Raw genomic sequence first — 24,078 nt, 5'->3', positions numbered from 1 at the left:
AATGAGCAATGAACTGCCAGCATCAACTCGAAAAGTTGAAATCCACTCTACGGATAATGGAACCCCTTTTGCCTATTCTACAACATCACATAAAAACATTAAAATTCATGCAGAGATGCAACCACCATTACAATTACCAGGGCTGATTATTTTTGTTCATGGAGTTAATTCTGAAGGTGAGTGGTATGATCATGCGGAAAATGCATTGTGTAATGGGTTAAATACCCGTCTTAGTTTGTCTCAAGATAGTGGTTATGGATTAAAACCCAATAAATATTATACTCCTTATTGGAGTGAGGCAAAAAAAACGTGGGTGGTTCCTCCAAGAAAAATAAAAGAAGAGGGGCGTTCCCCAGTTATTCGCTTCTACTGGGGGTATCGTGCTGCCGATAATGAAAGCGATAAATATGCAATCCCGCTTAAAAATAAGCAGGGTGATAATTATTACGATCTGACGCCTGAACAACGAAAAAGCAAAGGCCCCTTTTACTGGGGGGGAGGGCCGTTCCAGAATGGCTGCAATCAACTGGTCAGTTTATGGAGCACTAAAGGTTTCGACAACTGGCCTTCCGCACTGGGGGTTCCCGTTCCATTCAGTACGCAATTACTGAATGGGGAACGTGACAGGCTTCTTACAGCTGCTCCGCCAAGACATTATTATGCACATGCGGCAGGTCGTCTGGCAAAACTCATTAAAACCATTCGTGATAAACATCCCGAAGATACGGTGACAGTGATTTCACACAGCCAGGGGACCATGGTTGCCTTGGCTGCTGCAGCAATTGAAGCCCCGGACGCACTGTTTGTGATGAATTCGCCCTATGCGCTGGATAATGAAATAACAACTTATATTTCATATCCCATGGATGAAATCATCAGCAAGGAAGCCAGAGAAGCGACATTTGCTGATATTGTGAAGAAAGTGGCTGAAAACAAAACACGCCTGAAACAGCAAGGATGTGAAAGATTACTGGCCGGAGCCAGCAGTGATGGTGAAAGCTGGACACCAGCAGGTAAAACTCACGGTGGCGTACCAGAACGCGATAATCATGGAACAATTTGGATTTACTGTAATCCTCATGATCGCGTAATGGGTTCATCACCCCTTCGAAGTATTGGCTGGCAGGGATTACCAAATACTGAGAAAAGTTATTTTACCGAATCTCACCCCCTATTTAATACCGCTGGTGACACACTATACGTTCGCATGCTTGGGCGAAATACCCCTTGCGGTAATGCACCTGATACCCAAACTCATTTCAGTAATCTTGGCGATGGAAAGCCATTTTGGGACAGCACGACCACCATGATGGAGAAGTTAACGTGGCCGGATCCTGTTAATGGTCAAAAACTGACTATTAATGCCCCATTGGTTCCGGAACCTCTCACAGCCGATGAATTAAAAAATTTTGATAGAGACTACCGAAGTAAAGAAAAGCAAAGCGGTAAAGTAGGATATGGGTATGGCCAGATAGATAAGAATACTGTGCAGAACGAGGATATTTACTCTGGTAAACCTGTGGATTTTGACTACCGCTATTACATATCTCTTTACGGTTATTTTGATCAGAAAATGATTCCAAAACCTCCATCGAATATTAATGTTCCAGGTCCGGGAACGAAATCCGACCGTATAAAATATGAAAAACAGTCGAGAGCAGAAATGCTGGAAGATGTTCGCACTTATGTTCAGCGACCGACAGATCACAGTACGTTACCAATGGATGAACGCTTTATGAGCAGGGTCGTTGCCTATGATTTGCCAGTTGGTTATTGCTGGCACTCCTGGGACAGAGAAAGTCTTGCTGAATTACGTTATCAGGCTGACTGGCTGGAAAGTGACGACTATTACTGGACAGGTAAACTGGCGATCCCTTCTATGCCATCAATTATAAGAAGAGACGTGGCAAGCGATCTCGCAAAAAAGAGAAGCGATGAAATGGAACGGCTTCAACTCAAAAAATAACATCAACGGTTGGCGATGCTTGCACTTTAATTTTAAGGAATGAAATATGGGGAAATATGCCGTTGTTTTAGGGGACGCCACCACGCATGGCGGTAAAGTCACATCAGCCTCATCCAGTTTCGATATATCCGGTAAAAATGCCGCACTTTTGAATGATACCGTCAGTTGCCCGAAACACGGCACGAATAAAATTATCGAATGCGATGTTTCAGCATATGAAGAAAACGGACGTGGAATTGTATTGCATAACTGTAAAACACAGTGTGGGGCGAGCGTTATCGCAAGCATGCAGGATATGGAGGTTGGCTGATGGGATGGTCTCTGCCGGAGGTGCCTGAAAAAGAGCCGGCACCGGTCTGGTCGCCGTGGGTTTGTCTGTTGATTATTATCCTGGGTCTTTTCATTGGGTTGCTTGTGGCTGTGTTGAAGTCATCGGCGACAGGGTTACCTTCATTGAGCAGTGGGGCCTGGTTACCACTGACGATCTGGGCATTTGCGGGCATTTCTGCAGCCATCGCGATCTACAGTTTCTGCTGGGAAACGCTGGCAATCCGTGTCTGGAACTGGAATGATTGGTGCCGGAACACGCGTCTGAAATGGCGCTTACGCGCGCACCAGCATCTTGTTATTCTCAACCATGTTTTCATTGCTGCAGATACGGGATTGCTGTCTCGTCTTGCACATACACAGGAAGGGGAAAGTTCAGACTCACCGCCTTTAACGTTGCTGCCTGATGTACCGCTTACGCCCGGTATTTCACGTTTTGAGCAGCTACTTCGTCATCTCATTGCTCAGATAATGCCCTCGATTCGGTGGCGATATCCTTCCGGCTCACTCCAGATTATTGTTCACACCAACGGCTGCGACAAAGACCGTGAGTCGCAGTCATTTCATCGTATCTGGGCAGCGGGTTCACCGCCCTGGAAAGTCGAAATACATTTTCAGGATGCAGACTCATCCCTCGATAGCTGGAATCAGTTTGTGGAGTCAATACACCGACCTGTACTGGTGCTGGCGATGCACTATCGGCAGCCCGATGATGTTCTGCCTGAATTTGCCAGCGCGTTATTTTTGATGCCACCGTCGATGTTAAATCCGGGCGAACAAAAAAATGCGTTACGCCTTTTCCGGGCGATGCCGCTCAACACCCGTACGCTTGCATCTGAACTTTGTGAATTACGGGATATGGCCCTCACGACTGATAGCAAGAAACACCTTATCTGGCACAGTGGACTGTCAGATGCGCCACGGCAGTCAGTGAGTAGGGTGCTGAATGATCTTTCTGTTCCTCTGTACGATAGTATTGGCACTGGTGGTGTCATTGACTTTGACTCCGCTAGTGTCCGGTATGGCGGTCTTGCTGGCTGGGCAATGATTGGCACTGCGGCTGAGATGGCTGCTTATGGCCCCTCCTGCCAGTGGCTTCTTCTTGAAGGTGAAGATGATGCCTGGGCTGTGACGCTCGGAAACACCGCACCCGTTCTCGGGCAAGATCGTTTCGTGGTTCCGTCTCCGTTTCCCGGGGGATCGGTTCTGATGGCACTACTTTTGAACGTCGGTCTGTATAGCCTGATGATCCACTATTTCCCTTCAATCGCATTCTCCTGGTCTGGGATCACCCTGCTTCTACTGTCGCTGATTGTGACATTCCCCGGGTTAGCCATTTTGCTGCGACGCGTTATCGCCCGTCTTCAGCGCCCCGTATTTATCAGGGCTGCACGACAGTCCGGAAAGGAATAGCCGGCATGAAAAAGGTTTCAAATCCCCTGGGAGCAGGATTACTCATTGTGGCAGTTTTGCTGATGGTGCTCTTTGCTCTTGCACAGACAACGCAGTTGTCCTCCGACAATGGTGACGATAATTTTTGGTATGTGCTGGCAGGTTTTATCGCTCTCACTGCCGCGTTGTGCACCTTGGTCTTTGTTACGTTGTTCAGGCAGCAAAATCCTTCTCCCGTTACGCCTGATGGCGAAAACAATCACACTGAAGAAAAATTGCTGGATCATTATGATTTTTTTGCACTGAGCAAACATCTCAGAAGACGTTACTCGTCGTTCTGGCGGCGTAAGGTGCGGCTGTTATTAATCACTGGCGACGAAGCTGCAATCGAACAGCTGGTTCCCGGCCTGCAGGAAAGCCAGTGGCTTGAAGGTAACCGTACCGTTTTGATTTACGGTGGCAGTCTGACTGCTGAGCCCGATAAGGAAAAATACACTGCGCTGCGTAAACTGCGTCGCGGACGCCCGCTGGACGGGATTGTGCGCGCTATGCCGCAGTCGCTTAATCTGACCCCTCAAACCAGCGATAACGATTTACGCGGACTGGAAAAAATCAGTGAACTGCTCCGTTATTCCGCTCCGGTCTGGCTGTGGCAACTGTGCGACAGCCAGTGGTCGCAGGTAAAACGCACTGAACAGACGGTAGGGGCAAGTTTCCCGCTGCGTGCGAAAGCTGACGATATCACCCGCCAGCTTGAACTGATGCTGCCGGCCCTGCGAACGCAGGGGGTGAGTCAGGTCGCTGAGAACAACGGTCACGACTTCCTGCTGCGTCTGGGCCAGCATTTCAAAGACGGCGGTATCGCCCGCTGGGCTCAGCAACTGGTGCCATGGCTGCACTCTTCTCAGCGGCGGATTCCGCTGCGTGGCCTGATGTTCAGCCTGCCGGAGAATAAACCCGCCGCTATCGCAGGAGAAACAGCCGGTGCTGCACCTGCCGACGCTGAGAAATATATCCCGGAATCACAACGCCATGCGCTGACCCTGCCGGTGACCTGGCAGGGGATCGCTGATGACTGTACTCGCATACGTGGCCGCCGTGTCGGTATGGCGTGGGAACAGACGCTTGCCTGGACGCTGATGGCCATTATCGGTGTGTGGGGGGCGGGCACGCTGCTGTCGTTTGCGGTCAACCGTCTGCAGATTGTCTCTGTGGCGCAGCAGGCGCATGCTCTGGTGGAGCATCCTTTCGTATCGGATTACCAGCTGACGGCCCTGCATACGCTGCGTAATGACGCCGGCCGCCTGCAGCACCGTATTCAGGCAGGCGCGCCATGGTATCAGCGCTTCGGTCTGGACCATAACCAGCAGCTGCTAGACGCGATGCTGCCCTGGTACGGCGTGGCGAACAACCGCCTGATCCGCGACCCGGCAAATGCCGCCCTGGCGCAGAAACTCAGTGTGCTGGCAGGCTCCGCTCCCGGCAGCGACCAGCGGGCACAGCTGGCGAAGCCGGGCTATGACCAGCTGAAAGCCTGGCTGATGATGGCCCGCCCGGATAAAGCCGATGGCGCGTATTACGCTCAGATCATGAAAGCCGTGCAGCCGACGCGGATGGGCATTTCAACCGGCCTGTGGCAAAGCCTGTCGCCGGATTTGTGGGCCTTCTACATCACCGAACTGCCTGAGCAACCACAGTGGAAAATCACACCGGATGCGCAGCTGGTGAGCCAGAGCCGTCAGGTGCTGTTGCAGCAAATTGGACGGCGTAACGCCGAAAGCACCCTGTATGAGAACATGCTCAAATCCGTGCGTCGTAACTTTGCCGATGTGTCTCTGGAAGACATGACCAGCGGTACCGATGCGCGGCGACTGTTCACTACCGATGACGTGGTACCCGGGATGTTCACCCGACAGGCCTGGGAAGGCGGTATCCAGCAGGCCATTGAGAAAGCGGCAACGTCGCGCCGGGATGAAATTGACTGGGTGCTGAGCGACTCTCATAAAGCAGTATCAGCCGACCTGTCGCCGGAAGCTCTGAAAGCGCGTCTGACCCAGCGTTATTTCACCGATTTTGCCGGCAGCTGGCTGAGCTTCCTCAACAGCCTGCGACTTAACCCGGCAAACAATATTGCTGACGTTACCGACCAGCTGACGCTGATGAGTGACGTCCGGCAGTCGCCACTGATTGCCCTGATAAACACCATCGCCTGGCAGGGGCAGACCGGCCAGCAAAGCGCAGGCCTTTCGGATTCCATCATCAAATCGGCTAAAGATCTGGTAGCAGGAAAAGACAAACCCGCGTTTGACCAGTCTGCGTCAGGCCCGCAGGGGCCGCTTGATGAAACCTTTGGTCCGTTGCTGACCCTGATAGGCAAAAATAAGAGCAGTAACGTGATGTCGGCTGACACTTCACTGAGCCTGCAGACGTATCTGACCCGTATCACCCGCGTGCGTCTGCGCCTGCAACAGGTGGCCAGTGCCTCTGATCCGCAGGAGATGATGCAGACCCTGGCGAAGACCGTGTTCCAGGGAAAAAGCGTGGATCTCACCGACACCCAGCAGTACGGCAGTCTGATTTCGGCAAGCCTTGGCGAAGAGTGGAGCGGGTTTGGCAGCACGATGTTTGTGCAGCCACTGACCCAGGCCTGGGAGACCGTGCTTCAGCCATCGGCGGCGAGTCTGAATGACAAATGGAGCCGCTCCGTGGTGGCGAACTGGCACAGCGCCTTTGACGGGCGCTTCCCGTTTACGACCAGTAAAAGCGATGCTTCTCTGGCAATGCTGGCCGAGTTCGTGCGCAAGGACAGCGGACGTATTGAGCGCTTCCTGACGACAGAGCTTAGCGGTGTGCTGCACAAAGAGGGCAGCCAGTGGGTGCCGGATAAGGTCAACAGTCAGGGGCTGAGCTTTAACCCGGCCTTCCTGCGGGCGATTAATCAGCTGAGCCAACTGTCAGACATTCTGTTTACCGATGGCAGTCAGGGCATCAGCTTTGAGCTGCAGGCGCGCCCTGTACCGCAGGTGGTAGAAACCCAACTGACCATTGATGGCCAGCCGCTGCACTACTTCAATCAGATGGCCGACTGGCAGAGCTTCCGCTGGCCGGGAGAGACTTATAAGCCGGGGACGATGCTGACCTGGACCACGGTCAACGCTGGTGCGCGCCTGTTCGGAGATTACAGCGGGACCTGGGGCTTTATTCGCTGGCTGGACCAGGGCAAGCGCCAGCAGCTTGACCGCAGCCAGTGGATGATGAGCTTCACTGCCCCGGACGGTCGAACTCTGCAGTGGGTGCTGCGCTCACAACTCGGAAAAGGTCCGCTAGCGCTGCTGGATCTGCGCAGTTTTACGCTGCCGGATCAGATATTCAGTGTCGACAGCGCAGCCACCGCGCAGGCGCTGATGGCCAGTACCGGAAACAGTGACATGGATGGAGTCGAATAATGAGCACACTGCAGAATCTGGTCGCCGCTTGTCAGTCTGACGACACGCAGCTGCGGCAACAGGCGCAGACACGCACGGAAAACTGGCAGCCCTGGCTTGCTCCGGTAAGTGACGCCAGTCCGACCGGAGAAGACCCCGGCTATGACGATGATTTTCAGCGTATCCGTGAAGAGGTCAATAAACTTTCCGGTATCGATACCGGGCTGATTTGCACGCTTGCCGAAAAGTTACTGACCACCAGGGCCAAAGATATCCGGGTTGCGACTTATTACTGCTGGGCGCGCCTGCGCCAGGAAGGCGAAGCTGGCTTTGCCGAAGGGCTTGAACTGCTGGCGGGATTACTGCAGTGCTATGGCATGCAGCTTCACCCGCAGCGGGACCGCAGCCGCAAGGCCGCGTTGGAATGGCTCGCCGGTACCCGTGTCCTGGACAGCCTGTCACTTTACCCGGAGGTCGTACGCGAGGATGCACAGCGTACCGCCGGGGCGCTGCTGCTCATCACTGACAGTCTGGAGACAGAGCTGGAAGCGTCACGGCCGGAGTTCAATGCATTATACACTGCTCTGGAGTCCCGCCTGATGAAAGGCGGGGGCGTGGATGCAGTGGTACCGCAGAACGCCAGCAATCAGATACGTGTGCAGCAGTCATCTCACACGACAGAACAGGATGCGCCAGTTCTGAGCCGCATTACCTCCGGTCAGGATTTACTTGCCCAGGCCCGTACACTGACGGAATATCTGCGTGAACAACCCGATGGCTGGCTTGCCGCACACCGGCTGATGAAAAGCCTGCGTCATGACACACTGAGTGCTATTCCGGCACCGGATTCCGAAGGGAAAACCCGCATCGAACCGCCGCGGGCTGACCAGAAGGCCATGCTCAAACGCCTGTACCTGCAACAGAGCTGGCTGGAGATACTGGAACAAGCGGACAACACCTTCTCGCGCGGTGCCAACCACCTCTGGCTGGATTTGCAGTGGTATATCCATCAGGCCCTGGTGAAGTCGGGGCAGAATGTGCTGGCCGACATCATCGTTGCAGACCTGAAAGGATTGCTGCGCCGCCTTACCGGGCTTGAAACCCTGGTCTTTAATGACGGTACGCCGTTTGCTGATGAAGTGACTCTAAACTGGATAAACCAGAGCGTACTGGACGATATGTCCGGCTGGCGGGATGAACCGGTCAGTGCCGTCAGTGAGACGGATAACGATATCCTGGCACTTGAACCGGAAGCGCTGGAGAAAGCGGATACTGACGGTCTGGATGCCACACTTCGCTGGCTACAGACACGCCCGGGCACAGACTCCGCAAAAGACAAATGGCTGCTGCGTCTGCTGATGGCACGCGTGGCCGAGCAGAAAGGTAAAAATGAGCTGGCGCTGCATTTGCTGGGGGAGCTCGATAGTGCTGCACAGTCCATCACCCTCACGCAGTGGACACCGGTGCTGTTGTTTGAAGTGAAATCACGTCGCCTCAGATTGCTGCGCATGAAAGCCACACGCAGTGAAACCGATAAATCCCGGTTACAGCCAGAGATGGACCAGCTTCTGGCGGGCATGATTGCGCTCGATCCGGCCAGCAGTGCAGTGCTTTGCGGGTAATAACACCTTGCATACCTTTGAAACTCACATATTCAGGTTTTTATGGATGATTTAACCCTGCGTTACTATGACGCTGAAATGCGCTACCTGCTGGAAGCCGGTGAAGAGTTTGCCCGTGCTCATCCCGAGCAGGCAGCAATGCTCAATCTCGATAAAGCGGGCGCGCGCGACCCGTACGTGGAACGTCTTTTTGAAGGCTTTGCCTTCCTGATGGGCCGACTGCGTGAGAAGCTCGATGATGACCTGCCGGAACTGACCGAAGGGCTGGTCAGTCTGCTGTGGCCGCATTACCTGCGCACCATTCCGTCGATGTCGGTGGTGGAGTTCACCCCTGACTGGCGCGAAATGAAAGAGCAGATGCGTATTGTCAAAGGTTTCGAGGTGAACTCAAGGCCGATCGGGGAGAAGGGCACGCGTTGCCGGTACACCACCACCAAAGAAATCACCCTTCAGCCGTTGTCGCTGGAGCATGCCCGCCTGTCGACTGACCCTGACGGACGTTCGGTCATCAGCCTGCGCTTTAACTGCAGCCACCTGGCCGACTGGAGCCGTGTCGATCTCAGCCAGCTCCCGTTCTACTTCAACGCAGACGCACCGCTAGCCTGCGCCATGCATGAAGCCTTTACCATGAACACGGCACGCCTCTGGTTGCGGATGCCGGGTGACATGGACAGAAGATCGCTCGACGGGTATTTCACCGCGCTGGGTTTTGGCGACGACGACGACCTGTGGCCGAAGGGAAGCAGCAGCTTTAGCGGCTATCAGCTGCTGCTGGAGTACTTCACCTTCCGTGAGAAATTCATGTTCACGGGGCTGCGTGGGCTGGAGACCGTGACCTTTCCGGCTGACCTCCCCTGGTTTGAAATCGACGTTGTGCTGGCGGAACGCTGGGAGCATGACTTCAGCTTTACCGAAAAGCATCTGCGCCTGAACTGTGTGCCGGTGATTAACCTGTTCCCGCTGGAATCCGATCCGCTGACGCTCAATTCCCTGCAGACGGAATACATGCTTCGCCCGATGCGCGTGCAGGATGGTCATACCGAGATTTACGCCGTGGATTCGGTGATGTCATCGAGCCAGCATACCTACGTGCCGTTCTCCAGCTTCCGCCACAAGGGTGGGATGATGCGCCATGAAGCCCCGGAATATTACTACCACACCCGTGTGCGCCGCGGCCCGTCCGGGCTGCATAACACCTGGCTTATCCTCGGCGGCGAAGCCTTTGATAACCACACGGTGCCGGAAGACGAGAGCCTGTCGCTGACGCTCACGGGTACCAACGGGCTGCTACCTCGCCGGGCGCTGCAAAGTACCGTACTCGATACGGTAATGAAAACCACCTCGATCAGTATTGCCGTCCGTAACCTGTGTGCGCCGACGTTACCCTGTTATCCCCCGGCACAGGATCGTTTTCACTGGCGTGTGCTGAGCCATCTTGGCAGCGGCTTCCTGTCGATGATGGATAATGCCGTCGTGCTGCGTGGCACCCTGGCGCTGTACGAGTGGACTGACAGCGAGATGAACCGCCGTCGTCTGGAAGCCATCATTGACGTTAAGCACAGCGAAACCGAGCGTTTCGAACAGGGCTACCTGGTACGCGGTGTGCAGATTGAGGTGACGCTGGACAGTCATGGCTTTGCCGGGCGTGGCGACATCTGCCTGTTTGGCGAGATGCTGAGTCGCTTTTTCGCGCTCTACACCGATATCTATCTGTTTAACCGCCTGATTATCATCCTGCAACCGACCGGAGAGCGTCTGGAATGGGAAGAGAAGCACAACCGCCGTATTCCCGGCTGACCTCCCGGCTGGAGGCTGATCTTAACCGGATAAACTTTTACCGTTTCTGCCAGCTGCTGGAGAAACTAAATCCGGACCGGCCGCTGATGGGCTCAACCAGCCATCCCGGTGACGACCCGGTGCGCTTTGCGCCGCACCCCGGGATGGGCTTTCCGGCAAGCGAACTGAAAACCGTTGAGTATGACGAAGAGGATGACCGTAAACCGCCGGTCATCCGCGCCACGTTTATGGGGATGTACGGCGTGGATTCGCCTCTGCCGACCGCCTATCTCGACGACATCACCCAGCGCCGGGAAGGGCATGAGGCGCTGCAGGGTTTTCTGGATATCTTCAGCCATCGCATCCTGACGCAGTTTTACCGTATCTGGCGAAAATACTCCTACCCGGCCACATTCGAGCCCGGCGGAACTGACAGCATCTCGCAGTCGTTGCTGGGCCTGGTGGGGCTGGGCATTCCCGGTACGGCAAACCACATTGCCACACCGATATCCCGCTTTCTGGCGCTGCTGGGGGTGCTGCAGCAGCCCGGTAAAACCCAGGAGGGGATGCAGGCGCTAGTGCGCCTGCTGGCACCCGATACCACCGTGAAGGTCAGCCCCTACTGCCTGCGGCCCGTAGAGGTCAGTCAGCCGCTGGGCTTTTATGGTGATGATGATTTCCTACTGGACGGCAACACGCCGCTTGGCGACGAGGCGATGGATGCCAACAGCCAGTTGCTGATTGCACTGTCCACCGTAAACGCTCAGGAATCGCAGGGCTGGAAACCGGACGGTTTGCTGTATCAGGACTTTCTGGTGATGCTGCATGTTTATCTCGGCTGGCGTTTTAAGGCAAAAATCACCCTGACCACTCAGACCTATCTGCTGGCTGCTCCGCCGCTCGGCGAAGGCCCTTTCTGGCTCGGCATGAACGGCGTGCTGGGAGTAGAGGAGGGGAAGCTTGCGGACGATATCCCTCGGACCTTTACAATCGAACTGGGTTATTACACCGGGCTGGAGCCCGCAGCATCACAACAAGGAAACCGACGTGTTACGTACAAGTTTGATTAAACCCGCGTGCTGGCTACCTGCACTGTTGGCGTTCAGCCTGACCGGATGTGGCCTGACGCAAAGCGTCACTGATGGGACTAAATCCGCGTTCAACTCCGTTTTTTATAAGAAAATTAAAGTGCTGCACCTGGATTTTTCCGCGCGTGAAGCCCTGAACATTGATGTTCGTGAGAACAATTCTTTGTCTGAGTCGGTCGTCGTTCGCGTTTATCAGTTGAAGGACCGGAAAACGTTCGACAAGACCGTCTATCAACAGTTGCTGAAAGATGGCGATACGGTACTGAAAGCCGATCTGTTATCCAGCCGGGATGTGGTGGTGAAGCCGGGGGGTGACGTGAACCTGAATATGCCGATGGAAGCCGATGCACAGTTTGTGGCTGTGGCGGGGCTGTTCCGTCACCCGGATATGATAAACAATAGTTGGAAGCTGGTGATTCAGCGAGAAGACCTCGATCCGGATAAGCCGCGCGTTCTGCAAGCCGGAAACAATCATCTGACGCTGCAACCGTTCAAGGACGACTGATGCCCCTGGAATACAACACACCTTCGCTTTATGAAATGCTATACGGCAACTTTACCGGCGGCCTCGATCTTCACCAGGTCAGTGAAGAAAATCAGGTCATCCTGTCGGTGCTGGATAATATGCAGCGGATCCTTAACTGTCGAGCCGGCACGCTGGCGCATCTGCCGGACTACGGTCTGCCGGATATGACCACCATTCTACAGGGACTTCCCGGCACTGCACATAAACTGATGGCCACGCTGTCAGCGGTTTTGATGAAGTATGAGCCGCGCCTGAAGTCTATTGAGGTGCTACTGCTTGATCAGGAAATTCCCGGTGAGCTGCGTTACGCCATTGATGCGGAACTCAGGGGCATTGGTCTGGTGCGTTACGGCACCGAGTTTATGCCAGAAGGGCGGGTTCTCCTGCGACATCTTAAGCAACAGCAGTATCTCGACACCGCAACCCGTATGTAAGGCCAGTTAACACCATGTCAGTAAAATCACAGTTTCTCAAAAAACTGCAGGCCAGACAGCCCGTTCCGGTCTCGTTTACCAGCAAAACTCAGGCTGATATTGCAGAGTTTCGCCTGCGAATGGGGCAGCTTCAGGAGCAGATGGACGAATGGCTGAGGGATACCGGACTGAACGTGGAGACGTTCACGGTATCCGTTACGGACCTGCTGGTGGAGGGCGGGACTTTTGAGATTGCAGCTATCACCCTGCGTTACGACGACCGGTCTGTAAAATTTATACCGGTATTTTTGTACGGTTAGGGCGTGACAGGATGCGCGGAAGTGACCCTTCATGCAGAAGGCAGTGTAACCTCTGTGGGGCGTCTTTTCATGCGGGCAGGTCATTTCAGTGACTGGTCCTTTACTCCGCCTGATGCATCATCCCGTCCCGGACAGCGTTTTAAAGAAAGCACGTTTTTTAGTCTGATTCTGGCGCTTCTGCCATAACTGCTGGTATTGCAGTACCCGTTCCTTTGAATATGCAGAAAGCGAAGCTGCATAAGCGTTAATCCTCCCTATTTCCGGACGCGTCAAAATGGATATCTGTCATGAATGACATTACCCCACGTAAAATCAAAACCGGCGGTGACCCGCGCACGCTACCGGATTATGCCGCCCTGCGTGCTGAACTGAGTAAGCTGATGCATCCGGCACGTCCGGATGTGGACTGGCATTATGTCGAAAAACTCTGCCTCTCACTGTTTGAGCAAAACGGGGTGGAACTCCAGACAACGGCCTGGTACACGCTGGCCCGTACGCAACTGGCCGGTTTATCGGGTCTCAATGAAGGTCTGGCGATCCTCGAGGCGCTGATAAGCCATCAGTGGGGGACGCTGTGGCCGCAGCCAGTACATGCCCGCATGGAAATCCTCAGTGGACTCAGTCAGCGTTTGCAGCAACGGATGCGGACTCTTTCTCTTAACTACCGCGATCTCAGCCAGCTTTATCATGCAGAGCAGCAGCTTACCGCTCTCGGAGAAGTATTACAGCGTCTTGAGCTTAAGCATCTGAGCCAGCTCGATACGTTGCGTATCCTGATGTATAACAATGCCGTCAGGCTGGAAAACAATGGCGATACTGCTGACTCAGATACAGCCATTCAGACGGGTGTCGCGTTGCCTGCCGGGGTGATGAATGATGCGGCAGCATCCACGAGGGGCCTTGCGAGTAGTCCGCCGGAAGATACGCCAGACAGCGCAGTGAAGTGGGTGTACGTTGCGCAACCGGAACAGCAGCCGAACGTGGAAGTACTGGCGGCAATGCCCACTCCGGTAAAAAAGTGGAAATCCTTCGCCGCCGGGATGTGCACCATGCTGGTGATCAGCACCGTCGTAGTGTGGAGCTGGCAGTATCTTCACCGGCCAGACAGGCTACAGACGCAGCTTGCCGCCTCACTGGCACCATTACCTGCACCTCTTACGCCTGAACAGCTGGATGTGATACGCCAGCAACTCCCCTTACCGCAGGACTTAATCGCACAGACACGGCAGCAGCTTGTCCGACTGAATAAATTGCCTCCTGACTGGAATGTCGACCATAGTCGACAGCTGGTAGAACAGGCTCAGGCGCTCTGGCCGGAGCAGGCCAAACCTCTGATACAGCAGTGGCAGCAACAGATTAACGTCTCAGCGTTGTCAACTGATGCAATGAACGGCTGGCACAAGGGTATAATGCAGCTTCAGGCGCTTGCCGATAAACTAAATACGCTGGACGGTCAGAGGGGAAAATACATCACGGTCAGTGAGCTTAAATCGCAGGTCTTTGGCATGATGACAAGCTTCCGGCAGACCGTCCCGGTGGAAGAGCAGCTTCGTCTGTTGAAGCTGCTGCCTGAAGGTTCCCCGCTGCACCAGCAGCAGATCCGCCAGGCTGAGCAGCACCTCCAGGCTCAAATCTATACGTTGGCGCAGGAAAAACAGCGTGAATGATTAAAACATTGAACAATCATTCACTCGTGCTGCTTTGACACAGGGCAATACAATTACTATTGGCCAAAAAGCCCACGGGCTGTGGGCTCATATATCGCGGTTGGCGGCAACAATAAAAAACAGGCTAAACCCTATCCCATTCCGGAAGATGATTCGCTTTTCCCCGCCAGAACTCCAGAGCTGACATAACAAGACCGGCCACTATTCCCACAACGATAATTGTCATTAATGCAGAAAAAAGTTCCTCTCGGCGGCCCTCCCAAAACACGATCCACATCACTATCCCCCAGTACGTAGTATTCACGCTTGTAAAACAAAGAAAATTGCTCCAAAAGGAAGAAAATGGCGGCGGCGCTACACTAATACCCATCTTCCATAAAAATAGATGACAGGGAGGGGCATAGAGGCTTTGCCACATCCCTTTTTTAGCCATGATAGCGATTGCACGGTCTTTTTTAAGTTTAAAGGTCAGATTACTTTTCATTGAGATATTCCATGCAAATGATCGAACCATTTTGTTGAATATCGTCCACAGTACAGTGTTGCTGATATTATTTTATGATCGCCGTCACACTCAGAAAGTAAGAGACCAGACCAGGATGAGTCTTAGGATTTCATGGATTAAAAGCTGGCGCCTGGCGACCAAATCTGTTTTTTTTGCACATATCACTCATGGCGAATAGCACTCAATGAGGCATTTTTACCGACAGCTTTTTCGCTTTCACTGGAGCCACAGCAAAAGAAACATTCTTCCTTGCCAGCCAGGCTTTGCCGCATCGATCTGCTTGATAGTCAGTAGGGGTAAATTCCGGTAGGTAAACTATTTGCTTTTTTTACCCGCCGAAGCATGCGGTTATCAACGAACCATGGCGAACGTTGGATCGCGTGGCGCATTGGTTTTAGTGGAGTTTTGCGAACGGGTATGGAGGGTTGCGAAAGGTTGAATGGTGTCCCCTGCAGGAATCGAACCTGCAACTAGCCCTTAGGAGGGGCTCGTTATATCCATTTAACTAAGGAGACAGCGGCGGGGAGTATAGCGCGTTTTTATCTTCAGATTAACCACTTACCCGATTGACTGCTGGTTTTATCCACAATCGGCTGGTGCTTTTAAGATTTAGACTGTGTTTTGTCCTGCGCTGGCGTCAGTGGCCGTGACATATTTGCAATCTGATCGGGCATTATTGCGCTGGATCAATATCGGCGATCTGACAGAGGAATAGTGTAATGCGAAGTGAATCAACTTCTCATTTATTACCTGAAAGAGGTATGCCCATGTCCCTGAAACTGTCACTTGCCATTATCATGCTGGTCTGGTTGGGTTACGTCGCGTTTGCCAGCACGTTCTATATGCACACCTTCTCGCTGTTCAGCTGAGGCAATAACGGCAGCGTCTTTGTTAAGGCAGCTGCCGTTTTTGTTTAGCTTTCTGAAGAGTCTTTTTCGCCCTGTCGGCGCTTTTTCTGCTGTTTTTTAGCCGCTTCAGCCTTCGCCTTGTTACTCATATCGTTACGAATCTGCGCGTGGCTGATTAAGGCAAAAATAAAGGTTCCGCCGATGATATTGCCCGCCAGCGTTGGCAGTGCAAACGGCCAGATAAATTCCTGCCAGCTAACCACACCGTTAAACACCAGATAAAGCACTTCAACCGAGCCCACCACGATATGGGCCAGATCGCCCAGCGCCACCAGCCAGGTCATTAAAACAATCACCCAGATTTTTGCCGCACCGGCAGAAGGGAACATCCAAACCATAGTGGCAATAATCCAACCCGAAACGACAGCGTTAGCGAACATCTCTGCGGGCGTATTGACCATCACTTTTTGGCTGATAGCGACGAAGGCTTCCCGCGTGGCGTCATCAAAAATGGGCATATGCGTAAAGGCCAGCGAAGCCATTGCTGTACCAACCAGATTGCCCGCCAGCACAATGCCCCATAAACGCAGCAACAGCAGCATATTGCTCCCGGTCGGTTTATGCATGATGGGCAACACGGCCGTAACGGTGTTTTCTGTGAATAACTGCTGTCGGGCCATAATCACAATAATAAAACCGAAGGTATACCCCAGATTTTCCAGCAAAAAAGCGCCCGGGACTCCCTCCAGATGGGTTTGAAAGATACCTTTCGCCATCAATGATGCACCCATTGACAGTCCGGCAGCGATGGCGGAAAACAGCAGCGCCATGCTGTCACGTTCAAGCTCTTTTTCGCCATCCTGACGAATATGCTCATGAATCGCCGCTGCGCGTGAAGGCAAAGCCTCCTCATCGACTTCAATCTCTTGTCCTGTTTCACTTTCATCACTTTCGACTTCTACTTCATCTTCATTTTTGTTTTTCATGTTTGCGGCTCCTGATGCCCCAGAGGAGAGATCCTGTGTTAAGCGTAGCGGGATTTTGCCAATGCTGAAATGTAACGAAGGTTGAAGAGAAGGGTAACAAGCTTTTAACGAAGCGGTTTTTTTCAGCGAATTTGCAGCGAAAAAGCACATAATGACATCGATCCACGCGCCGGGAGGAAGGCTACAGGCTGCGATGACCGGAGTTCCTGTGGTACTATTTCACTCCTTTTTAACAAGCGCGATATAAATTAATGCTCCAGGCCTGCAATCTTACCTGCGTACGTGATGAGCGCACGCTATTTAGCGATCTCAGTTTTGCTGTTTCTGCGGGCGACATTGTTCAGATTGAGGGCGCAAACGGGACGGGAAAAACGTCGTTGTTGCGTATTCTTGCGGGCCTGAGCCAGTCCGAACAGGGTGAAGTGATGTGGCATCAGCAGCCCATTCGTCAGCAGCGGGAAAATTATCACGCCGGGCTGCTCTACCTTGGCCATCAGCCAGGAGTAAAAGCGCGGTTAACGCCTCAGGAAAATTTGCAGTTCTTTCATGCTTCCTGCTCGCAGGATGCTGTGTGGAACGCGTTGGAAGAAGTTGATTTGATGGGATTTGAAGAAGTGGCTACGGCTCAGCTCTCTGCCGGACAGCAGCGCCGCGTTGCGCTTGCCAGACTGTGGTTAACGCAGGCGCCATTATGGATTCTGGATGAGCCGCTGACCGCCATTGATAAATCAGGCGTTGCGAAGTTAATGACCTTATTTACCCGTCATGCAGACAGCGGGGGAGCGGTCATTCTGACCACTCATCAGGAATTACCTGTAGCAGAGAACCCGATTCGCAAAATTCGTCTGACCTCGTCGGAGCTAAGCTGATGTTCTGGCGTGTAGTGAAGCGTGAATTGCGTATTGCCTCGCAAAGCGGAGCAGAAATCATTAATCCGCTGTGGTTTTTCCTTATAGTTATCACGCTTTTCCCCCTGGGGATTGGACCTGAGCCTCAGCTGCTGGCGCGGATTGCGCCGGGCATTGTGTGGGTTGCCGCGCTGCTTTCCTCCTTGCTGGCGCTGGAGCGACTGTTCCGCGACGATTTTTTGGATGGTTCACTCGAACAGCTTCTGCTGTTGCCGACGCCACTGCCGGTAACGGTGCTGGGAAAAGTGACCGCTCACTGGGTGATCACCGGATTGCCGTTGCTGCTGCTTTCTCCGCTGGCGGCGCTGCTGCTGTCGTTGGATTTTGCCAGCTGGCGTGCGATGGCGCTTTCGCTGCTGCTGGGGACGCCAACGTTGAGTTTATTGGGTGCCATTGGCGTGGGGCTGACGGTCGGCCTGCGCCGTGGTGGTGTTTTGCTGAGTTTACTGGTGCTGCCGCTTGCCGTGCCGGTACTGATTTTTGCTACAGCGGCCATAGACGCCGCGAGCATGGGATTACCGATTGAGGGTTATCTGGCTATTTTAGGCGCGTTACTTGCAGGCAGCATAACGCTGGCGCCTTTCGCTACCGCCGCCGCGTTGCGGGTTAGCGTGCATTAACGTCTTTAAATTTTGAACACCAGAACGCATTTTCTTTTTATGTGAGCAAAATAATAATGTGGAAATGGATACACCAGCTGGGTAAGCCGGAGCGGCTCTACTCATTATGCGGTCGGCTCGTGCCCTGGTTTGCAATCGCCGCCACCGCAACGCTGTTACTGGGGTGGATTTGGGGGTTCGGCTTCGCGCCTGCCGACTATCAGCAAGGTAACAGCTATCGCATCATGTATATTCACGTGCCTGCTGCCATGTGGTCGATGGGTATCTATTCGATGATGGCAATCGCGGCGTTTACCGGTCTGGTCTGGCAATGGAAAACCGCCGATCTGGCAGCAGCCGCAATGGCTCCCGTTGGCGCAGTCTTCACGTTTATTGCGCTGATCACCGGATCTGCCTGGGGCAAACCGATGTGGGGAACCTGGTGGATCTGGGATGCCCGGCTGACCTCCGAGCTGGTGCTTTTATTCCTCTACATGGGCGTTATTGCGCTTTATAACGCCTTCGACGATCGCCGGATGGCGGGCCGCGCTGCCGGGATCCTGATACTGGTTGGCGTGGTAAACCTGCCGATCATTCACTACTCGGTACAGTGGTGGAACACGTTGCATCAGGGCTCCTCCGGTATGCTGCAACAGGCTATCGCACCGGAAATGCGTACACCGCTGCGCTGGTCAATTCTGGGTTACTGGCTGCTGTTCATCACGCTTACGCTGATGCGCCTGCGTAACCTGATCCTGTTTACCGAACGTCATCGCCCCTGGGTAGCATCCGTTGCAGCAAAAGGAGCGCGCAAATGACGCCCGCATTCTCTTCCTGGCAGGCCTTTTTCGCGATGGGCGGCTATGCCTTTTATGTCTGGCTGGCTGTCGCCTGTACGCTCATTGCACTCGGTGTGCTGGTACTGCACACCGTTATTCAGCGCCAGCGTTTGCTGACTGATATACGCCAGCGGCAGTCACGCGAACGTCGTATGCACGCGGCAAAAATAAAAAACGCGGCAGGAGAGCAACCGTGAACACCCGTCGTAAAAATCGTCTGATCCTGATTATCGCTGTGCTGGTCGGTCTGGGTCTGGCTACCTCATTAGTGATGTACGCGTTACGTTCAAATATCGATCTGTTTTATACCCCAAGTGAAATTCTCAATGGCAAAGGGGAAGATCATGAAAAACCGGTGGCGGGCCAACGCCTGCGCGTAGGCGGTATGGTGTTGCCTGGCAGCGTCAGGCGAGATCCGCAAACCTTGCAGGTCTTTTTTAAGCTGTATGACGGTAACGGCACGATCAGCGTGAGCTATCTTGGCATTCTCCCCGATCTGTTCCGGGAAGGGCAGGGCGTTGTCGCGCAGGGCGTGCTGGAAGAGGGGAACCTGATCAAGGCGAAAGAGGTGCTGGCGAAGCATGACGAAAAATATACCCCGCCGGAAATCGAGGATGCAATGAAGAAAAATCACCGTGGACCGGCATCAAACTATCAGAACGCGCAGCCAGGAGGCTCGTCATGATGCCTGAAATCGGCAGTTTCCTGCTTTGTCTCGGCCTTGCGCTGGCGCTGTTGCTTAGCATTTATCCTTTATGGGGGGCATCTCGCCAGGATCCACGGCTGATGGGCCTGGCCCGACCGCTCAGCTATGCCCTGTTTGCCTGTATTCTGGGAGCGTTCGCCCTCCTGGTTCACGCCTTTATTGTGAACGATTTCAGCGTTGCTTACGTGGCGACAAACTCCAACACGCTGCTGCCGGTTTACTACCGTATTGCGGCTACCTGGGGCGCGCATGAAGGCTCGCTGCTGCTGTGGCTGCTGTTGCTCAGCACCTGGACGCTGGCGGTAGCGCTGTTCAGCCGCGGCATGCCGCTGGATGCAATTGCCCGCGTGCTGGCCGTGATGGGGATGATAAATCTTGGCTTCCTGCTGTTTATTACGCTGACTTCCAATCCTTTTACCCGAACGCTGCCCGACTTCCCCATTGACGGCAACGATCTGAACCCGATGCTGCAGGATATCGGGCTGATCTTCCACCCACCGCTGTTATATATGGGTTATGTGGGCTTCTCGGTGGCGTTTGCTTTTGCTATTGCGTCGTTAATGGCAGGCAGGCTGGATACCGCCTGGGCGCGCTGGTCACGCCCCTGGACCACGGCCGCATGGGTCTTTCTGACTATCGGCATTGTGCTCGGCTCCGCCTGGGCCTATTACGAACTTGGCTGGGGCGGCTGGTGGTTCTGGGATCCGGTTGAGAACGCCTCTTTTATGCCGTGGCTGGCAGGTACCGCGCTGATCCACTCTCTGGCGGTCACCGAAAAACGTGGGACGTTCAAAGCCTGGACGGTGCTGCTGGCGATTACCGCTTTTTCTCTTAGCCTGCTGGGTACCTTCCTGGTGCGATCCGGCGTGTTGGTTTCAGTGCACTCTTTTGCCTCCGATCCGGCTCGCGGCATGTTTATCCTTGCTTTCCTGGTGATCGTGATCGGCAGCTCGCTGTTGCTCTATGCCATTAAAGGCAGCAAGGTGCGCGGGCGGGTGCAAAACGAGATTTGGTCACGAGAATCTTTCCTGCTCGGCAATAATATTTTGCTGATCGCCGCCATGCTGGTCGTGCTGCTGGGTACGCTGCTGCCACTGGTGCATAAACAGCTTGGGCTTGGCAGCATTTCAATTGGCGAACCTTTCTTTAATACGCTGTTCACCTGGCTGATGGCACCGCTGGCGCTGCTGCTGGGCGTGGGGCCGCTGGTTCGCTGGCGTCGCGACGAGCCGCAAAAGCTGTGGAAGCGGCTGGCGCTGGCGCTGGTGGGTACGCTGGTGCTTTCCGTTGCGGTGCCCTGGCTGATGCAGGATCGTATTGAGGCAATGACCGTCGTTGGCTTGCTGATGGCGATTTGGGTCATCTTCCTGACGTTGATGGAACTGCATGAGCGCGCAACGCATCGTCACCGTTTTTTCACCGGCTTGCGCCATCTGTCACGTAGTCACTGGGGCATGGTGCTCGGCCATCTGGGGGTTGCCGTCACCGTAATTGGTATTGCTTTCAGCCAGAATTACAGCGTCGAGCGCGACGTGCGTATGCGCGCGGGAGACACGGTAGACATTCACAACTATCACTTCACCTTCCGCGACGTGCACAACTTGCAGGGAGCGAACTATACGGGGGGCGTCGCCATTATCGACGTCACACGTAACGGCAAGCAGGAAGCAACATTGCATGCGGAGAAACGCTACTACAGCGTGGCGCACACCATGATGACGGAAGCCGCCATTAACGGTGGTTTCACTCGCGACCTTTACGCTGCGCTTGGGGAAGAGCTGGATGATCATTCCTGGGCGGTGCGGATTTACTACAAGCCTTTTGTGCGCTGGATTTGGTTTGGCGGCGTGTTTATGGCGGCAGGCGGCATATTCTGTCTGCTCGATCCGCGCTATCGCTCGCGTAAGAAAGCGCAAAAGGAGCTGGCATGAATAAGAAAATACTGTATATCCCGCTGGTTCTGTTTTTGCTGCTGGCGGCCGCGTTGATGTGGCAGCTGAGCCGAAATGCAAACGGCGACGACCCCACTCGGCTGGAGTCCGCGCTGGTGGGCAAGCCGGTTCCGCTGTTCAAATTGGAATCGCTCGACCAGCCTGGGAAAACGTATGACCAGTCGGTGCTGACGGACGGTAAGCCGATTTTGCTGAACGTTTGGGCGACCTGGTGTCCCACCTGTCGGGCTGAACACCAGTATCTCAATTCCCTGGCGGTGCAGGGAATTCGGGTTGTCGGCCTGAATTATAAAGATGACCGCAGCAAGGCGATCGGCTGGCTGAATTCGCTGGGCAATCCTTATGCATTGAGTCTCTATGACGGCGACGGTATGCTGGGGCTTGATTTGGGCGTGTATGGCGCACCAGAAACGTTTTTAATCGATGGTAAAGGGATTATCCGCTATCGCCATGCCGGGGACATGAATGACCGGGTATGGAATACCGAAGTGAAGCCATTATGGGATAAATACAGCAAGGAGGCAGGAACATGAAACACTGCATGATACTGGCGGTGGCGCTGATGATCTCTTTCAGCACGCTGGCAGACAATATTGATACCTATAAATTTTCTTCTGTCGATCAGGAGCAGCAGTACCGGCATCTGACCGAGTCTTTACGTTGTCCAAAATGCCAGAACAACAGCATCGCCGATTCGAATGCCATGATCGCGGGCGATATGCGCCTGAAAGTGTATGAGCTGCTGCAAAGCGGCCAGACGCCGGAACAGGTGAAAGCCTATATGGTGGCCCGCTACGGTAATTTTGTCAGCTATGCGCCGCCCGTGATGGCTTCAACCCTGATCCTTTGGGCTGGCCCGGTACTGTTTGTTCTTATCGGTGGGCTGGTGATTGTATTACGCAGTCGGAAAAAACGGCAGACCGGCAGTGAGCTGGATGCTGAACAGCAGGCGCGGCTGGACGAGCTTTTAAAAAATAACAGGAAGCAACCATGAGTGGATTTTGGTTCACCCTTCTGGCATTGCTGGTCGCCGCGAGCGCGCTGCTGCTGATTGCGGGTGGACGCAGGCAGCAATCCGTTACCGCCGATCGCGATACGCTGAACAAAACTTTTTATCATCAGCGTCTGAAAGAGCTTGAACTGGATGAGCAGCAGGGCGTGGTAGCCGAACGCCCGGAAATGGTGCTTGAACTGCAACAGACGCTGCTGTGGGATATTCCACAGGATGAACAGCTCCGCGAGCGCACGGTTAGCCGCTGGGTATTAGTGCCGGGCGTACTGGTTATTGTCCTGGTCAGCCTGGGCTTTTATTTCAAAACCGGTGGTTTTGCTCAGGTAATGGCATGGCAGCAGGTCAATAATGAGCTTCCTGCGCTGCGTGCGCAGCTGATGGATGCTAATGCCAAACCGCTAAGCACGGAGCAGCTGGCTCGTTTGGGGCTGGGGATCCGTACTTCGCTGCAAAACGATCCGCGCAACGTTGATGACTGGCTAATGCTGGGACGAATTGGCATGGTGTTAAATAACGCCACCACTGCGACGCAGGCTTTTCAGCGCGCGATGCAGCTGGCGCCTGACAATCCCGAAGTAAAATTAAGCTATGCCGATGTTCTGACGCGTTCACCGAATCCTGAAAACAATCGTCAGGCTGCGACCATGCTGAACGAGATGATAAAAACCGACGGCAACAATCTTCGGGTTCTCAGCCTGTTGGCATTTAATGCTTTTAGCCAGCAGCACTACGCTGAAGCGATAGCGAGCTGGCAAAAGATGTTACAATTGTTACCTGCTGACGATCGCCGGGTCTTGATGATTCAACGCAGTATTGAGCAGGCCAAAACCGATTCCGGCAAGCAAAACAGCCATCTGGCTTTAACCGTTACGCTGGCACCGGGCGCAGAAAAAATGTTACCCGAGAGCGGAGTGTTGTATATTTCCGTTGCCGATGGCGCTTCACCGGTTCCGGTGGCGGTAAAAAAACTGCCGTTAAGCCATTTTCCACTATCGCTGACGCTTGATGACAGCAATGCCATGATGCCGGAGCGTTTACTCTCTGCACAGCGTCAGGTTCAGGTTCGCGTACGCATCTCGCGTGATGGCAGCGCTAATCCGCAGGCGGGTGACTGGTTTGGTACGAGTGCGCTTACGCCTTTCGATGGTCATCAACAGCTGGCCGTTGAGATTAATCAACGGCAGCCGTAGCGGCAGTTATA

General features: G+C 53.9%; 21 protein-coding genes, 1 tRNA gene and 1 pseudogene. 20 read left to right on the top strand and 3 right to left on the bottom strand.

What is annotated here, in order from left to right:
- Position 1 precedes the first annotated feature (1 nt).
- The 11 genes and pseudogenes from AAGQ96_RS15130 to AAGQ96_RS15080 all read left to right on the top strand — a co-directional run bounded on the left by AAGQ96_RS15130 (position 2) and on the right by AAGQ96_RS15080 (position 14,522).
- Positions 2 to 1,966, top strand: a complete 1,965-nt coding sequence (locus AAGQ96_RS15130; protein ID WP_342753960.1) for a hypothetical protein — start codon at positions 2 to 4, stop codon at positions 1,964 to 1,966.
- Between the two features lie 46 nt (positions 1,967 to 2,012).
- Positions 2,013 to 2,276: a PAAR domain-containing protein gene (locus tag AAGQ96_RS15125; protein ID WP_342753959.1), complete on the top strand. Its 264-nt coding sequence runs from the start codon at positions 2,013 to 2,015 to the stop codon at positions 2,274 to 2,276.
- Positions 2,276 to 3,706, top strand: coding sequence for a hypothetical protein (locus AAGQ96_RS15120; RefSeq protein ID WP_342753958.1), 1,431 nt, complete (start codon positions 2,276 to 2,278; stop codon positions 3,704 to 3,706). The genes AAGQ96_RS15125 and AAGQ96_RS15120 overlap by 1 nt, the downstream gene beginning before the upstream one ends.
- Before the next feature lie 5 nt (positions 3,707 to 3,711).
- On the top strand, positions 3,712 to 7,131 hold the full coding sequence (locus AAGQ96_RS15115; RefSeq protein WP_342753957.1) for an ImcF-related family protein: 3,420 nt from the start codon (positions 3,712 to 3,714) through the stop codon (positions 7,129 to 7,131).
- Positions 7,131 to 8,732 (top strand): type VI secretion system protein TssA, encoded by a 1,602-nt coding sequence (tssA, locus tag AAGQ96_RS15110; RefSeq protein ID WP_342753956.1) that lies wholly within the window; start codon positions 7,131 to 7,133, stop codon positions 8,730 to 8,732. The genes AAGQ96_RS15115 and tssA overlap by 1 nt, the downstream gene beginning before the upstream one ends.
- Positions 8,733 to 8,774: 42 nt before the next feature.
- Positions 8,775 to 10,529 carry a type VI secretion system baseplate subunit TssF gene (gene tssF / locus AAGQ96_RS15105; protein ID WP_342753955.1) on the top strand — a complete coding sequence of 585 codons (1,755 nt, stop codon included), beginning with the start codon at positions 8,775 to 8,777 and terminating at the stop codon, positions 10,527 to 10,529.
- Positions 10,493 to 11,578 carry a type VI secretion system baseplate subunit TssG gene (tssG, locus tag AAGQ96_RS15100; RefSeq protein WP_342753954.1) on the top strand — a complete coding sequence of 362 codons (1,086 nt, stop codon included), beginning with the start codon at positions 10,493 to 10,495 and terminating at the stop codon, positions 11,576 to 11,578. The genes tssF and tssG overlap by 37 nt, the downstream gene beginning before the upstream one ends.
- On the top strand, positions 11,556 to 12,101 hold the full coding sequence (gene tssJ, locus AAGQ96_RS15095) for a type VI secretion system lipoprotein TssJ (RefSeq protein ID WP_342753953.1): 546 nt from the start codon (positions 11,556 to 11,558) through the stop codon (positions 12,099 to 12,101). Before tssG ends, tssJ begins: the two co-directional genes overlap by 23 nt.
- Positions 12,101 to 12,556: a type VI secretion system baseplate subunit TssE gene (gene tssE / locus AAGQ96_RS15090; protein ID WP_342753952.1), complete on the top strand. Its 456-nt coding sequence runs from the start codon at positions 12,101 to 12,103 to the stop codon at positions 12,554 to 12,556. Before tssJ ends, tssE begins: the two co-directional genes overlap by 1 nt.
- 14 nt (positions 12,557 to 12,570) lie before the next feature.
- Positions 12,571 to 13,041: pseudogene (locus tag AAGQ96_RS15085) on the top strand (hypothetical protein).
- A 101-nt stretch (positions 13,042 to 13,142) separates the two neighbouring features.
- Entirely contained in the window at positions 13,143 to 14,522 is a 1,380-nt protein-coding gene (locus tag AAGQ96_RS15080; protein ID WP_342753951.1) for a VasL domain-containing protein, read from the top strand.
- A 124-nt stretch (positions 14,523 to 14,646) separates the two neighbouring features.
- On the opposite strand, the gene AAGQ96_RS15075 is transcribed toward AAGQ96_RS15080, so the two are convergent.
- The 3 genes from AAGQ96_RS15075 to AAGQ96_RS15065 form a co-directional block, all read right to left on the bottom strand.
- On the bottom strand, positions 14,647 to 15,006 hold the full coding sequence (locus AAGQ96_RS15075) for a DUF6404 family protein (RefSeq protein ID WP_147199055.1): 360 nt from the start codon (positions 15,004 to 15,006) through the stop codon (positions 14,647 to 14,649).
- Positions 15,007 to 15,467: 461 nt separating this feature from the next.
- A tRNA-Arg gene (locus AAGQ96_RS15070) sits at positions 15,468 to 15,542 on the bottom strand.
- A 398-nt stretch (positions 15,543 to 15,940) separates the two neighbouring features.
- Positions 15,941 to 16,861 carry a formate/nitrite transporter family protein gene (locus AAGQ96_RS15065; protein ID WP_147199028.1) on the bottom strand — a complete coding sequence of 307 codons (921 nt, stop codon included), beginning with the start codon at positions 16,859 to 16,861 and terminating at the stop codon, positions 15,941 to 15,943.
- A gap of 251 nt (positions 16,862 to 17,112) precedes the next feature.
- On the opposite strand from AAGQ96_RS15065, the gene ccmA reads away from it, so the two are divergent.
- The 9 genes from ccmA to ccmI are packed head-to-tail and all read left to right on the top strand — an operon-like array spanning position 17,113 to position 24,067.
- Positions 17,113 to 17,730: a cytochrome c biogenesis heme-transporting ATPase CcmA gene (gene ccmA, locus AAGQ96_RS15060; protein ID WP_342753950.1), complete on the top strand. Its 618-nt coding sequence runs from the start codon at positions 17,113 to 17,115 to the stop codon at positions 17,728 to 17,730.
- Positions 17,730 to 18,389 (top strand): heme exporter protein CcmB, encoded by a 660-nt coding sequence (gene ccmB, locus AAGQ96_RS15055; RefSeq protein WP_342753949.1) that lies wholly within the window; start codon positions 17,730 to 17,732, stop codon positions 18,387 to 18,389. Before ccmA ends, ccmB begins: the two co-directional genes overlap by 1 nt.
- A gap of 56 nt (positions 18,390 to 18,445) precedes the next feature.
- Positions 18,446 to 19,186, top strand: a complete 741-nt coding sequence (locus AAGQ96_RS15050; RefSeq protein ID WP_342753948.1) for a heme ABC transporter permease — start codon at positions 18,446 to 18,448, stop codon at positions 19,184 to 19,186.
- Positions 19,183 to 19,404: a heme exporter protein CcmD gene (gene ccmD, locus AAGQ96_RS15045; RefSeq protein WP_147199024.1), complete on the top strand. Its 222-nt coding sequence runs from the start codon at positions 19,183 to 19,185 to the stop codon at positions 19,402 to 19,404. Before AAGQ96_RS15050 ends, ccmD begins: the two co-directional genes overlap by 4 nt.
- Positions 19,401 to 19,892 (top strand): cytochrome c maturation protein CcmE, encoded by a 492-nt coding sequence (gene ccmE / locus AAGQ96_RS15040; RefSeq protein ID WP_147199023.1) that lies wholly within the window; start codon positions 19,401 to 19,403, stop codon positions 19,890 to 19,892. Before ccmD ends, ccmE begins: the two co-directional genes overlap by 4 nt.
- Complete coding sequence (locus tag AAGQ96_RS15035; RefSeq protein ID WP_342753947.1) at positions 19,889 to 21,844, top strand: heme lyase CcmF/NrfE family subunit; 1,956 nt, start codon at positions 19,889 to 19,891, stop codon at positions 21,842 to 21,844. The genes ccmE and AAGQ96_RS15035 overlap by 4 nt, the downstream gene beginning before the upstream one ends.
- Positions 21,841 to 22,398, top strand: coding sequence for a DsbE family thiol:disulfide interchange protein (locus AAGQ96_RS15030; protein WP_147199021.1), 558 nt, complete (start codon positions 21,841 to 21,843; stop codon positions 22,396 to 22,398). Before AAGQ96_RS15035 ends, AAGQ96_RS15030 begins: the two co-directional genes overlap by 4 nt.
- On the top strand, positions 22,395 to 22,859 hold the full coding sequence (locus tag AAGQ96_RS15025; protein ID WP_147199020.1) for a cytochrome c-type biogenesis protein: 465 nt from the start codon (positions 22,395 to 22,397) through the stop codon (positions 22,857 to 22,859). Before AAGQ96_RS15030 ends, AAGQ96_RS15025 begins: the two co-directional genes overlap by 4 nt.
- A complete protein-coding gene (ccmI, locus tag AAGQ96_RS15020; RefSeq protein WP_342753946.1) occupies positions 22,856 to 24,067 on the top strand; it encodes a c-type cytochrome biogenesis protein CcmI in 1,212 nt (403 codons plus the stop codon). Before AAGQ96_RS15025 ends, ccmI begins: the two co-directional genes overlap by 4 nt.
- Positions 24,068 to 24,078 lie beyond the last annotated feature (11 nt).

Source organism: Pantoea sp. MBD-2R (assembly GCF_039134845.1).
In the GTDB taxonomy this organism is placed as follows: domain Bacteria; phylum Pseudomonadota; class Gammaproteobacteria; order Enterobacterales; family Enterobacteriaceae; genus Erwinia.
The sequence above is the reverse complement of the archived record's forward strand: the minus strand, read 5'-3'. Positions and strand labels throughout refer to the sequence as shown.